Here is a 15477-nt window from a genome sequence, read left to right as displayed (position 1 = left end):
ATAGATAATAAATATATAAGCCCATGCCAGCAGTATTAGCAAACCAACGTATCCTGATCATAGATGACGACAGCTCGGTCCTGGTGTCGCTGGCTTTGCTGTTGAAGCAAGCTGGCTATACCAGCATCAGTTGCGATGATCCGCAACAAGCCATGCAGATACTGGCAACGCAAGAGATAGACCTGGTCTTGCAGGACATGAATTTTTCCCTGCAAACTACGGGGGAAGAAGGCCTGGCTTTGCTGACAGATATCAAGCGCCTGTATCCGGCCATGCCGGTCTTGTTGATGACGGCCTGGGGTTCAATTGCCCTGGCCGTACGCGGTGTCAAACTGGGGGCGGCAGATTTTTTTACCAAACCCTGGAGCAATACCCAGTTACAGGAATTGATACGCGCTACCCTTGATCTGGCACAGGCAGCCGCGCCAGGCAGTGCAGACCGGCAGGCACTGGATCAGCAATATGACTTTACAGACATCATAGGCGAACATCCTGAACTGTTGAAGGTGCTGGCAACCATAGGACGGGTTGCGAAGACCAATGCCCCTGTGCTTATCTTGGGGGAGAGTGGAACTGGCAAGGAATTGATTGCCGATGCCCTGCACCGTAACAGCCCGAGGGCAGGTAAGCCCATCGTCAAGGTGAATATGGGCGCGGTGACCAGCAGCCTGTTTGAAAGTGAAATGTTTGGTCATGTACGCGGTGCTTTTACCGACGCCAAAAGTGATCGCAAGGGCCATTTCGCCATGGCCAGCCAGGGCAGTTTATTTCTTGATGAAATCGGTGAACTGAACCGCAATGACCAGGTAAAACTGTTACGGGTATTGCAAAACCAGACTTATCAGGCGGTAGGTGGCAGCAAGTCTGAGCAGGCTGATGTGCGCATTATCTCGGCTACCAATCGCGAACTGGCCGAACTGGTTGCCAGCAATGAATTTCGCGAAGACCTGTATTACCGCCTGAACCTCATCACCATACGCTTGCCACCCTTGCGTGAACGCCGCAGTGATATTCCTTTGCTGGCGAATCGTCTTATTGCAAGCCTGGTCAATAGCTATGGCATGGAGGCTGTCAGCCTGGCACCATCAGCACTGCAATGGCTGGGCAGCCGTAGCTGGCCAGGCAATATACGTCAGCTCAGGCAATGTCTGGAGCGCACCCTGCTGTTGGTAGGCAAGCCTGTGCTGGAACAGCAGGATTTCCTGTTTGCCGAGCAGCATGAAGAAGCGCAGGGCCAGGACATGAGTATCGCTGGCATGACCCTGGACCAGGTAGAAAAACTCATGATAGAAAAAGCCATGGAACAGCACCAGGGCAATGTTACCCGTGTTGCCAAGGTCTTGGGCCTGAGCAGGTTTTCACTGTATCGCCGCCTGGAAAAACATCAGATCAGCACGAATGAAAATGATGCCGGTACTGAGGGCCAGCAATGAGCCTGAAGCGGCGTTTGCTGGCTTATCTGCTCGGCATACATGGCATCTTCCTGGTACTGGCTTTCAGTTTTTATCTGGAGCGGCCCCTGCTCATCGTCTGCCTGGAACTGGGGCTGGCATGTAGCCTGGGTTTGGGTGTTTACCTGGTCAATAAAGTCTTGCAGCCGCTGGACTTTGCCCAGCAATTCCATGACCTCCTGCAAGATGAAAATTACGCCAGCCGCATCAAGCCGGACAGCAATACTGAAATCAATGAGCTGGTCATCTTGTTCAACCGCATGCTGGAAGCTCTGTATAAGGAAAGGCTGGAACTCGGTGAGCAGCGTGGATTCCTTGATCGCTTGCTGGAAGCCACGCCGACAGCAGTCATCGTCTTTGATTTTGACGACAAGATCAGCCTGATGAATGCCAGCGCCCAGCACTTGCTGGATGTAAAAGAAATTGCGGGACTGAGCTTGCCGCAGCTATTGCAGGATGAGAGCAGTGAGGTCAGAACTGGCAAAAATGAATTGCTGAGCCAGTTGCATCAACTGCTGCCAGGCGAGAGTGCAGTGTATAGCGATAGCGAAGGCAGGCGTTACCGTTGCCAGAGAAATCAATTCACGGACCGCGGTTTCAAGCGAGATTTTCTGTTGATAGATGAAATCACGGCTGAACTCGCCAGCTCAGAAAAAGCAACTTATGAAAAGCTCATCCGCGTACTTGCACATGAAGTGAATAATACCGTGGCTGCAACTGGGTCCGTGCTGGAATCTCTGCTGTTTTACAGCGGCCAATTGCGCACTGAAGATAGCCAGGACTTCATGACTGCCATAGTCGCTGTCAGGAAGCGCAATGGCAATCTGGGTGAATTCATAGAAAGATTTACCCGCGTCGTCAAAATGCCAGAACCCGAGCTAAAGCCGCATGACCTGGCCGCCATGCTGGATGGCATAGTCTATCTGTATCGCCAGCAATGCAGCGAGCTGTGCATCAGTTTTAACTGGATAGTACGTGATGACCTGCCCTTGCTGATGCTCGATGCACCGCTGATGGAGCAGGCGCTGTTGAATATCGTCAAGAATGCCATAGAGGCAGTCGAGCTTGCCATCAAAAGCGGCCAGCAAGATGCTGGCTATGTGCACCTTGCTTTAAGGCGCAGCGAAGAAGACGGGCATATACTGTTATCCGTGACCGACTCTGCCAGACTTTTGTCAGATGTGCCACACGGACAATTGTTCACACCCTTCTTTACCACCAAGAAAGGTGGCCAGGGCATAGGCCTGATGTTTGTACGTGAAGTCTTGAACAGGCATGGCTATGAGCACAAACTGAGGATCAATGGGGACGGGGAAACCAGTTTCGATATCTTGATTGATGGCTAAATCAAAAAAATTATAGCCTCATACGCAAATCTTCCATACGCCCTATAATGCAGCTCCATTCGGCGCATTCTGCCAACTATTTAGGAGATTTCCATGTCCATTTCCATGTACGCTGCCTCTGTCCCTGTGTTCAACCAGATGCTCGATAGCCTGAGTGATGTTTTGAAAAAAGCTGAAGCGCATGCGACAGCCAAGAATATCCCGGCAGAGAATTTCTTGCAGGCGCGTTTGTTCCCTGACATGCTGGCGTTGACACGTCAGGTACAGATCGCTGCTGACTTCGCCAAGGGTGTAACAGGCCGTCTGGCTCAGGCTGAATTGCCAGCCTACGAAGACAATGAGCAGACTTTTGCAGAGCTACAAGAGCGTATCGCCAAGACCAAGGCTTTCATTGCCACGCTGGATGCATCCAAATTTGAAGGCAGCGAGACCCGCAACATCGTCTTGCGCCCAGGTACACCAAAAGAACAGACTTTCACTGGCCAGGCTTATTTGTTGAACTACGGCTTGCCGCAATTCTTTTTCCATGTGACGACGGCGTATGCCTTGTTCCGTCATAACGGTGTGGAAATTGGTAAAAAAGATTTTATGGGTTTGCGTTAAGCTATTCTCGTAGGTTGAGTTTACCTCGTAGGTTGGGCTACGGTTTACCAGCCCAACACTGGGCCTTTGATAAACGTATGAGCTATTTAAAAGCCGAGTGTTGGGCTGATACCCCGTAGCCCAACCTACGATGATATAACCAGCATGCGTGATTCAGCGCATGCTGGTTTCTATACCGCCACCGCAAAACCCTGCACCGCCTTCAACCTCAAATGATGACTATAGCGCCGTCACCAATACTGCCAATTTTGATGAACAGGGCAAGCCTATCGCATCTGCCACGCAGGGTAACAAGGCTGACAAGCTGACGTACAAATTGTCTGCCTCCGACCAAGCTTTTGATAAGCTCCTTCTGCGTGCTTCATATGGCACAGGTTTCAAGATGGCGAGCATGAGCGACATCACATCCCCGTTGACACATAGCGGTAACACCGGTGGCACTTATCCTTGCCCGGTCAAGTCGCCTGACCCGCGCGCGGTGAACTGTATGGGCTCTACTCAATATGATGTGCTGACTGGTGGTAACCGCCTGACGGGTGAAAACGGCCTGAAGCCGGAAGAATCCAAACAAGCCAGCATGGGCATACGCATAGAGCCAACATCCAGCCTGTCTCTGGGACTGGATTTGTGGGATGTGAAAATGTCTAACCAGATCGCGCAGTTGCCAGAGGCGATTGTGTTTGGTCACCCTGAGCCTTATCAAAACCTGTTTTCGACTTTCTATGAACCAGGCCAGGGTGGCAATATCCTGGTCGGCACCCTGCCTCCTACAATATCGCCAATGCCCACTATCGCGGCATAGACTGGGACCACAGCTTCAAGACGGCAACGCCTCTGGGCAAGCTGGCCTTGAACTGGACGGGTACTTATATGCTGATGTCAGACTTTGATATTCCAGGCAGCCCGACGGTGCGTAGCGTAGGCCGCTATGATGAAAATAACGCGGTAGCCTTCCGCGTCATCAGCAAGCTGGTGGCGACGTTGAAGACCTCAGACATGTTCACGCATGCGCTGACAATGAATTACCGTTCCGGCTATCACGATGCTTCTGCTTCTGCCTCTGTGCGTGAAGTGAATGCGAATGGCAGCTTTGGTGATTTTGTCACGGTCAAGCGTGATGTGGCGTCCTACACCACTTTTGACTGGCAGACCCGGGCGCAATTGCGCAATAACCTGGCATTGACGGTGGGTGTACGCAATCTGTTCAATGTCAATCCGCCTTTGTCACTGAAAGAGGGCAATGGTGACCAGGTTGGTTACGATGGCCGTTATACCGATGCACTGGGCAGAACTTTTTACCTGACCGGTTCGTATAACTTTTGATCCGGGTTTCGGCTCTGCTTGCTCTGAATGCTCTGAAAATCAGCATGGCGCAGCAGCGTGGCTTCAGGGGCGTAAATTGAAGTAGGCGTAAGCCAGTGCTGCCACGATAAACAGGCAGATATAAATACCCAGCGCAGAACCCTGGTTTTGCGTGGGGTTGCCAGGGCGGCGGGGCTTATCTTTGTTAGCAGCCGCTTGCCGTTTTTTGTCCGTATCTACTGCCATCAAGGCCAAAATAGGTTCGGGATCAAGTTTGACCAGCTTCGCATAGGCGCGTGTGAAGCCTTTGACTATCGCCGCCTCTGGCAGGGCGGGGTAGTCGTCTTTTTCCAGTGCGATGATCTGACGGGGTGCCAGTTTTAATTGCGCTGCCACCTGTTCCACCGACCAGCCCAGGGCTGTGCGGCCTGCCGCCAGTTGCGCACCGGGTGAGCTGGCCAGCCTTTGTGCCTCGGCCTCGATCAAATCGGTGGCAATTGGCTGGCCCAAACGGGATTCAATCAATTCCTGATAATGAAATGTCCCCGTAACTTCTGACAGAGCAGGCTGATTATGCTCAGTATCTTTCATTACCCTTGCCTCATATATAACAATCGTCCTTAAACGCTACCATTTTATAAATGGCAACATACTATAACAGCAATAAAAAGCAGATCATGCTTAAGCTTGCACGGCGGTATCCAAGGCTTTTACCAAGTCTGGAAACCGATATTTAATTGATATCAAGTGTCGTACTTTGTCGCAATGTATGCTGCAAACAGCAAAACTTGGCCTCGCCGAGTCGCCGATTTGATGATAATCGGGTAAGCTGCGAGTTCATGTTGACATGGCAAGATATTAACTTGGTGGTCATTGCGCCAAATAATCATGCATTTGCGCATTACTGCCATCAATGTTGCCAGGTTCAGCATAAAAAGCACTGTCGTAAGATTATCTCAAACTGCCTGTTCAGGATACTTATTTTATAGGCGATACAAAATGGTTTTGGAGTGCCACTAATGATTAAAATTGCCGTTGTTTCTTACAATAACGAAGCACCAGCCGATCCGGTTTCTGCTGTATTTGGCCCGGAACCAGCTAGCATGGGACGAAATGTAGAAAATTTCCTCGCACTGCCAGACCCCAAACACTTTGTTTCCCGTACCCAGGCCAATATCTGGAGTACTGGAAGCCGGCACTTTATCCATAACCTCAGCCTCGCCAATCCCGTTTCTATCAATGGCAAGGAAATAGTGGCAGAAACTGATGTTGAATTTCAGGTTGGGGACCAGCTACAGGTAGGCTTGTATGTATTGCGTGCCGAAGCCATAGAACATGCCGGACAAGAACAAGTAGTTGAAACTGCCGCTGATGCCGTGCTTGGTGAAGCGCAGGCGCAGGACGAAACTGTCGTTGAAGTCCAAAGCGATGAAGTAACCGCAAATGACCAGGCCGAAGCCTTCCCTGCCAGCCCAGCAGTGACACGTTTGCCTTCAGGCAAAGACATCTCCCCTGCGCAGCCGCCACAATTCCTGTTGCGTCCGGACGTGGCCAGTGCGCCAGCAGATGTTGCTGGTACAGACAGCAAGCCCCTTGCCCAGGCTGAAGCCGCAGCCGCTGATGTCCAGCCTGTGCAATCAAGTGCAGTGAAAGCTGAAGCTGCCAAAAATGCAAGTATGGCTGGCGCTACAACTGCTGCCAATGCTGGCAATAATGCAGTTGCAGCCACCTCCAGCCATGCCGCAGGCAACGCCAATGAACTCATGCAGGCCTTTTTGCAGGGTGCAGGTTTGCAGCAATTGAACCTCGCTTCTGGCCTTACAGTGGAATTAATGGAAACCCTGGGCAAATTCATGGCAACGTCAGTGCAAGGGGCGATGGAAGAGCTGTCCCAGCGCGCCCTGCTCAAGCGTGAAGTGAAAGCAGAAGTAACCATGGTTGTCTTAAGGGAAAACAATCCTTTAAAATTTTTCCCTGACAGTAAAACTGTGCTGACCCAGATGCTGCGTAAAAAGATGCCTGGCTTTATGGCACCGGCTGAGGCGATGGAAGATGCTTTTTTTGACATACGGACCCACCAGATGGGGGTAGCTGCAGGTACCCGCGCAGTGACCGATGCCATCCTGAAGACCTTACAGCCCAGCCATGTGGAAGCGCAACTGGGTACGCCTGGCCTGATGGACCAGATCAACCCCGGGCGTCGCAAGGCGGCCATGTGGGATCAGTTTAATGTCTTGTATGAGGGTATTGCATCTGGCAAAAAGGATGAATTCCAGGCAATGTTTGGCAAGGAGTTTTTGCTTGCCTATGAAAAAGAAGTAGAAAAAGCAGAGTCAAACCGCTAGTTTTTTGTGCATAACCCTAACTTAAGCATAGCCATGCGTCTGGACATTGCACAATTTACTGCCATCGGTACCCGGGAAACCAATGAAGATGCGCTGGCATGGGCAAATGAGGATGAGCTTGCCTGTTTTGTGCTGGCTGACGGTACCGGTGGCCATTCTGGTGGTGAAATTGCGGCCAGGATGGCGATTGATGCTGTCATAGAAAAATTTGTGCGCGAAGCCTCGTTCAGTTCCCGGGCCTTGCGCTCTTATCTGGACTGGGCCATCCTGAAAGTGGCACAAAGCAAGCGCGACCATGTTAGCCAGCGGCATATGAGCACCACCATAGCCGCTATCTTGATAGACCAGACTAACCGTTGCGCCTTGTGGGCGCACATGGGAGATACCAGGATTTATCAGTTTCGCCAGGGGCGGCTCAAGGCAGTCTCGAAAGACCATAGCCAGGCCCAGCGCCTGGTCGATGCCGGTATGGCCGATTATTCGCGCATACGTCAGCATCCCCATCGCAACCGTTTGTTTGCAGCCATCGGTGCCGAAGGCGATAGCATCCCCGAAGTGACGGCAGATGCCCTAGAATTACGTCATGGGGATGCTTTTCTTATGTGTACCGATGGCTTTTGGGAGTGGGTACTTGAGCATGAAATGGAATTTTGCCTGGCAACGACCAACAGTAGTGAGGCATGGTTGAGTAAAATGAATGCCATTGCAGAAAAAAATATTAGTACGTCAAAGGCAATTAACAGGGATAATTTCTCGGCTTTTGCAATTTGTCTGCATGATGAGCAGGTAAAACGCTGAATTAACCCGAACCGGAAGCCACGAATGTGATCGACACATGGCTTCTGCTTCTATAAAGAAACTAAGATCCGAGTCAGCCTTGAACACAGAAAAAGTACTCGCCGCTGCAGCACCAACTGCATTCCATGCAGGTACCGAGAATTGTCTCGCTGTCGGCACGCGGCTAAATGACTTTGAAATCACCGGGGTATTGGGTGAGGGTGGCTTTGGTATTGTGTATCTGGCCTTTGACCATTCCCTGCAACGTACAGTTGCCATCAAGGAATACATGCCAGGTTCCCTGGCCGGGCGTTCTGCTGATACCAGCGTGACCGTCAGGTCAGAGCGGCACAAGGCTACCTTTGAAGCCGGTTTGAAGAGCTTTATCAATGAAGCGCGTTTGCTGGCCCAATTTGATCACCCTTCGCTGGTTAAGGTATATCGTTTCTGGGAAGAAAACAAGACTGCTTACATGGTCATGCGCCATTACGATGGCCATACCCTCAAGCAAATCGTCAATAAACGCCCCAAGCTGGTGACTGAGGCCTGGTTGCGGTTTATCTTCAAGCAGATACTGGAAGCGCTTGATACCCTGTACCGTTCCAAGATTTTGCACAGGGATATTTCACCTGACAATATCATCGTGCAAAAGAATGGTGTAGCGGTTTTGCTGGATTTTGGCTCTGCCCGCCAGATCATTGGTGACATGACGCAAGGCATGACGGTCATCCTCAAGCCCGGTTATGCACCGATAGAACAATATGCGGACGATGTAGAGATGCCCCAGGGCTCATGGACTGACATCTATGCCCTGGCTGCGGTCATGTATTTTGCGATCATGAAATCACCGCCGCCGATATCAGTGGGCCGGGTCGTCAAAGACACCATGCTGCCCCTGCAGGATGGTGAGCATGCAGGTTTCAGTGCCAAGTTCCTCAAAGGTATAGACCATGCGCTGGCAATACAGCCGCAAGACCGCCCACAAAGCATGGATGAATTCCGTCAGTTGCTGGGCATCAGCTCGTTTGCTTCTGTGCGCAAATCGCGCAAGGGTAGGGAAGAGCATGCTGCAGGCATGGCAGAGGGACAAGACCATGTGCATGCCTTGCCCGTCAAGGATACCTCCGCCGTCAAAACACACAGGCCGGAAGCCAAAACTGTAGAAAGTGGGACAGCAGTGTCAGCAAAGTCAGGCAAGCTTTTAGTGCCCATGCTGGTGCTAGCCGCAGTATTGATCGTGGTGATTGCTTATCTTGCCAGCCGCCAGGGTGCTAACAAGCCCGGGCAAACCTTGCTTGCTGCTCCAAGCCCTGCTTCCACTGCTGCATCAACAGCGCAGTCAGTGCCCACTCCGGCATCGTCGGCCGTAGCAGTGCCGCTTGAAAAAACTGCGACAGCGGTCAGCAATGCTGCGCCCGCACCTGCGAGCGTGGCAGAAGCTGCCGACAAACCAGATCCGGAAAAACTGGCATGGGACAAGCTCAAGGACGATAATACAGTGACGCCTGAGGCCTTGAACGCCTACTTGCAGCAATATCCGCAAGGCAAATTTACCGAGGCTGCACAGGCGCGCCTCAAAGAAGTCAAGGCAGCCAAGGCTGCGGCGGCCAGCAAGCTTAACCTCAAGCTGGCCATCAAGCCCTGGGGTACGGTTTTTGTGGATGGTGTACAGCAAGGGGCCAGTCCGCCTATCAAGCATTTAAGTCTGGCTGCAGGCAAGCATAAGATCAGAGTGACCAACCCTGGCTTCCCCGACTTCATTACCGAAGTTGAAGCCGGAAAAACCACGACTGCAACCATAGAACATGAGTTCACGAATAAGTAAAGTGTCATAAAAATGAATAAATTAGCCCAAACGCTGTCTGTGGCTGGCCTGATGGTGGCATGTGTCCTCCTGCAGGGTTGCGAAACGGCGCCCAAGCAGGCACCGGCTCCCAAGCCCGTAGTGAAGCCAAAAGAACCACCGCCGCCACCACCTCCACCACCTGTAGAGCCCACAGTTCCTGCGCTGAGCCCTGACGTGCAGGCTTTGAAAGACGGTACGGCTCTTTATGATGGTGGTGACTACAATGGCGCCATCAAAAAATTGGGCGGTAATGAAATCTGGAGCGGTCATAACAAGGATGTGCAACTGGGGGCGCTGAAAATCATGGCCTTTAGTTACTGCGTGACTTCCCGCACGCAATTGTGCCGCCAGCAATTTGACAAGGCCCTGAAGCTGGACCCCACTTTCAATTTGTCAGCCGCTGAAATTGGTCATCCCGTCTGGGGACCGGTATTCCTGAAATCCAGGAATGCCGTAAAGGCACCGGCACCAGCCAAGAAAAAAGAAAGCACCGCCGTAAGCAAGTAAGTTAGTACCAAGTGCGCAAATAAGTGAGCAGATAAGTGAGTAAATACTACCGGCAAGGAAGATGCCGGTAGCAGATATCAATCGCGGCCAAACGGTGCATCAACTGCATGGCTTTGGCCCGTGAACCAGCGTGGCCCTTGTTCGGTCATGTAGAAATGATCTTCCAGGCGTATGCCAAATTCGCCTTCTATGCAAATCATGGGTTCATTGCTGAAACACATGCCAGCCGCCAGCGGGCGCTGATTACCCTTGACCAGGTAAGTCCATTCATGAATATCCAGGCCTATGCCATGACCGGTACGGTGCGGCAGGCCGGGTAACTGGTAGTCAGGACCAAAACCGGCTGCTGCCAATACTTTTCTCGCTGCCGCATCGACCTGTTCGCAAGGCACACCTGGCTGTGCCGCATCAAATGCGGCTGCCTGAGCGGCTTTTTCCAGTTCCCAGATATCACGCTGGCGCTGGCTGGGTTTGCCAAACACATAGCTGCGCGTGATGTCCGAATTGTAGCCATGCAGCTTGCAACCGGTATCAATCAGTACCATGTCACCTTCGCGTAAAAACTGCTCGGCATCCGGGCCATGTGGCATGGCAGTCGCTTCACCAAAGCTGACAATACAAAATGTTGATGCGCTGCCGCCATAGGCGCGATGCGCCTGGTCAATAAAGCGGGCAACTTCAAAAGAAGAAATCCCTTCATGCAAGATCTTTGCTGCCTTCTTTTGCACTTCCAGCGTCAGGTTCTTGACCTGCTGCATGATGGCCAGTTCGGCTGCTGACTTATGCATGCGGCACTCTGCCGTGATGCTGCTGGCATTGATGATCTGTGCCAGCGGCAAGGTGCGGCGCAGCCCGTCGAAAATAAAAAAGGCAGCATTTTCATCCAGTGCGATGGTAGTGCTTTTATAACCGGAATCTTGCAGGAATGTTTTGATCAGCAGGCACGGATCATCTTCTTCTTGCCACAGGCGGATGTCAGCATCTGCGCCCAGAGTTTCGCGCAGTTTGGAATCTTCAAAACTGGGGCAGACATAAGTCAGCTTAGCATCTGGCGTTAGTATTGCTGCCGTCAGGCGCTCACTTGGATACCAGCGCAGGCCAGTAAAATAATACAGGCTGCTGCCAGCAGGCAGGATTATGGCACCCACATCATTTTGCTGCATCAGGCGCGCCGCCTTTTCTACCCTGGCCTGACGTTCAGCCGCACTGATGGGACTGACATCGCTGAAGTCTGTCTGGATGCTGGCTAATTCTAGGGCTGCTGTGGAACTGCCTATGCCTGATGTCATGCTGGAACTCCGGTGTGGGTGTTGATGGATGCGGGGGAGGATAGTATAAAGCGGGGGCTTGGGTCTTGATGGTTTGTGCTTGGGGTTTTGACGAAATCGGCATAGTGATGGAGCCTGTGGTGTAATCACCGATCGCTGATGCAATCTAGTAAATTGCCACGATTCTCGATAGACCGTATCTTTAATGGCGTCATTCCAGCATGTTTTTGGCTGGAATCCAGTGGCGTTCGTTGCGTACTGTTAGGTATATTAATTTCAGATTCGTCGTGTTTTGCGCATTTGTTTTTGGAATACGCTTACACGTAATTTACGATTGCCGGTCGGGGGTAGCCCGACAGCTACTCACTTTTCTTGCCGTCGCCAAGAAAAGTAAGCAAAAGAAGGCGACCCAGGCATAGCCGCCCCTAAAGGGGTTCCCGTTTGTGCAGTACAAAAAATGGGAAGGCCCGAAACTCGCTTCGGCCTTGCCCCTAGGAACATGTGCTTGCAAGCGCATGCCGTTACGCAGGCGGACAGCATGCTGTCCGAAACCCCTGCTCCACCTCAGACAGCGGTCCTTCTTAATCCATTTTCTGTATTGCACAAACGGCGGCTACACATGGGAACTGCGGAAGGTCAAAATCAACCGCAACCGCAACCGCAACCGCAACCGCAACCGCAACCGCAACCGCAACCGCAACCGCAATTGCAACTGCAACTGCAACTGCAACTGCAAAGCTACTGCAAAGCCAAAGACAACCCCAAAAGTCAAAACCGGTTGATTTATCTTTCCAGAGCTTAATGCGATTGCCTTTGATCTCTCCTTAGCCCTGCTCTTAAAACTTATGCTCAAACGACAATTTCAACACGCGACCACGCAAAGGCAATGGGCTGCCTGGGCGCATTTGCATGACGGTTTCACGGTTGAAGGCGTTGAACAGGTTCATGGTCAGCAGTGTGTTTTTCCAGCCTTTGTAATTGAGCGAGAAATCTACTGTGGTGTCGGCAGCAACTTTGCACTGATCGACGGCGACGCCACGGTCTATACAACCTTGTTCAGTGTTGGCACTGTCGAGGTCGCCCCAGCTTAATGTGGTGCCGCTGGTGTAGTAGATGCGGGTGCCTGCGTTCCAGTCGCCGTTGGCCCAGCCGAGTTTAGCAATGGCGCGGATTTTTGGTACGCCGCGGCGGCCTACATAGTTTTCGCTATAGTCATTGGTAAAGGAACTCCAGCTACGGTAGTCAGTCTGGTAATTCATTTCCAGGCCGGTACTGAGCTTGCCTGCGCTACCCAGGTTCCATTTGCTGTTGACATCGACATCGACACCGGCGACCTTGGTTTTAGTTAGATTCGCATATTGCGCACCGATGGTGGCGATAGGGCCGATAGTGAAGCCCAGGGGTTTGCCAGCCAGCTCGGATGCACGCTGGGCCAGCTCTATGTCCTGGGTCGTCATGACACCTCGTTCGACCAGACCGGTTTTTTTATCCTCATTCGCCAGGGTTTCATCTACACCGAGTACGGAAATTTCATCGCGGCGCTTGATGTTGTAATAGTCGATGGTGATGCTGGTGTCTTTGGTCGCCTGTAAGACCAGACCGAGGGTGAAGCTGTTGGATTTTTCTGGTTTCAAATCCTTGTTCGGCAAGACACGTGCCGGGAAGCTGACCGAGCAACCCAGGTTATAAGCAACACTGGCATTGGCCTGATCAATGGAATTACCTTTTTTCAGGGCATCAGACATCTGTGTCGCCATGGCGCAGCGTTTGGGATCGAGGTAGCCATTGTTGAACCATGATGCGCCGCCATTGCCTGTCTCTGGCAAGCTCGGTGCGCGGAAACCTTCCGCCGCAGTAGCGCGCAGCATCAGGAAATCCGTGGCTTTGTACGACAAGCCAAGTTTTGGAACTACCGCTGCTTCTGTCGTGCCGGATTTGTCGGCGCGCAGGGCGAAACTGCCTTCCAGCTGTTTGGTGAACGGTGCGTTCAATTCAGCAAATGCGGCACCGACATTGCGTGAGCCCTGTATGGAGACACCGCTGAACTGGACGATTTGCGCATTCAATACATTGTCGCTGCTGGCCTGTTCAAAAGTTTCGTGACGCAGGTCAAAGCCGGTGGCCAGTTGCAGAGGGCCGCCACCCAGGGCCATCAATTCACGTGAGGCCTTGAAGTCCAAAAAGGTTTGGGTAGAGGTGCCGTGCGAACCCATTTCCGGGAACATTTTGTCGAGTACTGCTTGCGAGTTTGTTGCGCCAAATTTATATTCACCCTTGACGATGGCATCGTAGTAACCATAGCGGTCGCGGTACAGGTGCTGCTTCTGGGTTGCGGTAGAACTCATGCGGCCTATCGCTCCATCCCATTCCCAGCCCAGGTGCGTGCCTTCCAGTCCAACGAGTACACGGTATTGTTTTGCCTCACCAACGTTCTTGAACATCTCGGGATTATCGGCAAAGCGATAGTTCAAACCTACCGGGAAAGAATAAGGATTGAAAGGGTGACCAACCGGTAATTGCGGGTCAGTAAAATACTGCATCTGCCCCTTGATGGAGTCATACCAGGTCAGTGGCACGCCGGTGATATTCGAGCGCGGGACCGAGGTATAGTAAGTACTCTTGGTGTTCGAGAAATTGACTTCGGCAAAACCGGTCAGGTTGTCGCCCAGCTTTTTCCTGCCCATGCTGAAGAAGGCAATGCGGTCAGCCGCAGGATTGGCGTCACTGTCTTTCCAGTAGTCATAGCGGCACAGGCCACCTATGAGTAGTGACGGTGCACACCCCGGGGCTGCGGTCGTGAAGGATTTTCCAGCAAGACTGGCATCGGCATAATTGGCAGGGTAGCGGCCAGTATAATTTCCTGGGTAGGAGCCGGTCGATAAGGTGGCGCGGTCCGGATTCATTTTCAGATACCAGTCGGGCAGTTGTGGAAAGATGTCGCGGTCTTTGTAAGCGCCACGATGATAGGCTTCCAGATGACCAAATACATTGTAGCCATCTTTCTCCATGTCACCAGCACCGACCGTGATGGAGGCAGTCTGGGATTTGTTCAGCATGCTGTTGCGCAGTGATTGCTGGGCGCTGGCATTCAGGGCTACGCCCTTGAAGTCTTTGCGCGTGATGATGTTGATGACGCCCGCCACAGCATCAGAGCCGTAAATGGCCGAGGCACCATCCTTGAGGATTTCTATGCGTTCTATCGCATTCGCCGGTATCGCATCGATATTCACGAAGGTAGCCTGCAAACCATCAGCAAAACCATAGCTGGGCAGGCGGCGGCCATTCAGCAAGGTCAGCGTTGCTGACAAACCAAGATTGCGCAGCGATACACCCGATGCGCCACTGGCCCAGGAGTTGGCACCACCGAGGTCGCTGATGGCGCTGCGGTCATTATTGCTGAGATTGTCGAGGATGTCCTTGACGGTATTGGCACCGCTGTCCATGATTTCCTGACGGGTCAGGACTTGTACTGGCGACGCCGTTTCGCTGTCCAGGCGTTTGATATTCGAACCGGTCACAACGACTTTTTGTACCGGTGCAGCATCTTGTGCATAGCTGCTTTGCAGTCCCATCAGCGCAATCGAAATGGCCAATGCGGATTTTTTCATAGTAGGTAGGTTTTTCAAAGTATGCTCCATAGTTTTGAGGTTGCCCTCTGTCTCACCATTCAATCCCTCGAATGAACAGCCATTTCCATTTCACTTTGCGTCTGCATGTGCATGGATATCTTCCGGGTCTGGTTCCCGCCTTTTTGTGACAGGGCTGGGCCAGCCTTCTCTTTATTTGGTACCAGCTCATGTCCGGGTGTTCACACTGTTTTGCCTCTGGCAGCAGTGAGGTTTGCAGAGGGTATGAGCTGGCCATTTGCCACCAGAATCAGGACGGGGAAAAAGAAATCCCTATTCCAGCGGGACTCAAATGTACCAATATAAATATATTTAAGGTATATTTATAAAATATTTGCGGCGTATTTACAACGCGCTGATATCAAGATGTAAGCTTGTTTTGCAGCAGAGAAATGAAAAAGGGAGA

General features: G+C 52.0%; 13 protein-coding genes. 10 read left to right on the top strand and 3 right to left on the bottom strand.

All coding sequences use genetic code 11. The features are described from left to right. Positions 1–23: 23 nt before the first annotated feature. From ACO0LN_RS14080 to ACO0LN_RS14060, 5 genes are all read left to right on the top strand, one after another. Complete coding sequence (locus ACO0LN_RS14080; RefSeq protein ID WP_422974750.1) at positions 24–1433, top strand: sigma-54-dependent transcriptional regulator; 1410 nt, start codon at positions 24–26, stop codon at positions 1431–1433. Next, positions 1430–2797 carry a sensor histidine kinase gene (locus tag ACO0LN_RS14075; RefSeq protein WP_422974748.1) on the top strand — a complete coding sequence of 456 codons (1368 nt, stop codon included), beginning with the start codon at positions 1430–1432 and terminating at the stop codon, positions 2795–2797. Before ACO0LN_RS14080 ends, ACO0LN_RS14075 begins: the two co-directional genes overlap by 4 nt. Positions 2798–2890: 93 nt before the next feature. Beyond that, positions 2891–3400, top strand: coding sequence for a DUF1993 domain-containing protein (locus ACO0LN_RS14070; RefSeq protein ID WP_162039253.1), 510 nt, complete (start codon positions 2891–2893; stop codon positions 3398–3400). Positions 3401–3560: 160 nt separating this feature from the next. Further along, on the top strand, positions 3561–4202 hold the full coding sequence (locus tag ACO0LN_RS14065) for a TonB-dependent receptor (protein WP_422974746.1): 642 nt from the start codon (positions 3561–3563) through the stop codon (positions 4200–4202). A 68-nt stretch (positions 4203–4270) separates the two neighbouring features. Beyond that, entirely contained in the window at positions 4271–4723 is a 453-nt protein-coding gene (locus ACO0LN_RS14060) for a hypothetical protein (RefSeq protein ID WP_422974744.1), read from the top strand. Positions 4724–4786: 63 nt separating this feature from the next. Here the strand turns inward: ACO0LN_RS14060 and ACO0LN_RS14055 are convergent, their stop codons facing one another. Beyond that, a complete protein-coding gene (locus ACO0LN_RS14055) occupies positions 4787–5293 on the bottom strand; it encodes a helix-turn-helix domain-containing protein (protein WP_422974742.1) in 507 nt (168 codons plus the stop codon). Positions 5294–5721: 428 nt separating this feature from the next. Between ACO0LN_RS14055 and tagH the strand changes: the two genes are divergently transcribed. The 4 genes from tagH (at position 5722) to ACO0LN_RS14035 (ending at position 10177) form a co-directional block, all read left to right on the top strand. Further along, entirely contained in the window at positions 5722–7047 is a 1326-nt protein-coding gene (tagH, locus tag ACO0LN_RS14050; RefSeq protein ID WP_422974740.1) for a type VI secretion system-associated FHA domain protein TagH, read from the top strand. A 33-nt stretch (positions 7048–7080) separates the two neighbouring features. Next, positions 7081–7845, top strand: a complete 765-nt coding sequence (locus tag ACO0LN_RS14045; protein WP_422974738.1) for a PP2C family protein-serine/threonine phosphatase — start codon at positions 7081–7083, stop codon at positions 7843–7845. A gap of 79 nt (positions 7846–7924) precedes the next feature. Further along, on the top strand, positions 7925–9649 hold the full coding sequence (locus ACO0LN_RS14040) for a protein kinase domain-containing protein (protein WP_422974736.1): 1725 nt from the start codon (positions 7925–7927) through the stop codon (positions 9647–9649). Positions 9650–9661: 12 nt separating this feature from the next. Continuing rightward, positions 9662–10177 (top strand): TssQ family T6SS-associated lipoprotein, encoded by a 516-nt coding sequence (locus ACO0LN_RS14035; protein WP_422974734.1) that lies wholly within the window; start codon positions 9662–9664, stop codon positions 10175–10177. A 77-nt stretch (positions 10178–10254) separates the two neighbouring features. On the opposite strand, the gene ACO0LN_RS14030 is transcribed toward ACO0LN_RS14035, so the two are convergent. Next, a complete protein-coding gene (locus tag ACO0LN_RS14030) occupies positions 10255–11466 on the bottom strand; it encodes a M24 family metallopeptidase (RefSeq protein WP_422974732.1) in 1212 nt (403 codons plus the stop codon). A 517-nt stretch (positions 11467–11983) separates the two neighbouring features. Between ACO0LN_RS14030 and ACO0LN_RS14025 the strand changes: the two genes are divergently transcribed. Beyond that, positions 11984–12247 carry a hypothetical protein gene (locus ACO0LN_RS14025; protein WP_422974730.1) on the top strand — a complete coding sequence of 88 codons (264 nt, stop codon included), beginning with the start codon at positions 11984–11986 and terminating at the stop codon, positions 12245–12247. A 34-nt stretch (positions 12248–12281) separates the two neighbouring features. Here the strand turns inward: ACO0LN_RS14025 and ACO0LN_RS14020 are convergent, their stop codons facing one another. Continuing rightward, positions 12282–15071 carry a TonB-dependent receptor plug domain-containing protein gene (locus tag ACO0LN_RS14020; protein WP_422974728.1) on the bottom strand — a complete coding sequence of 930 codons (2790 nt, stop codon included), beginning with the start codon at positions 15069–15071 and terminating at the stop codon, positions 12282–12284. Positions 15072–15477 lie beyond the last annotated feature (406 nt).

Origin of the sequence: Undibacterium sp. TC9W, from assembly GCF_049339865.1 — a bacterium.
GTDB lineage: Bacteria > Pseudomonadota > Gammaproteobacteria > Burkholderiales > Burkholderiaceae_D > Undibacterium.
The sequence above is the reverse complement of the archived record's forward strand: the minus strand, read 5'-3'. Positions and strand labels throughout refer to the sequence as shown.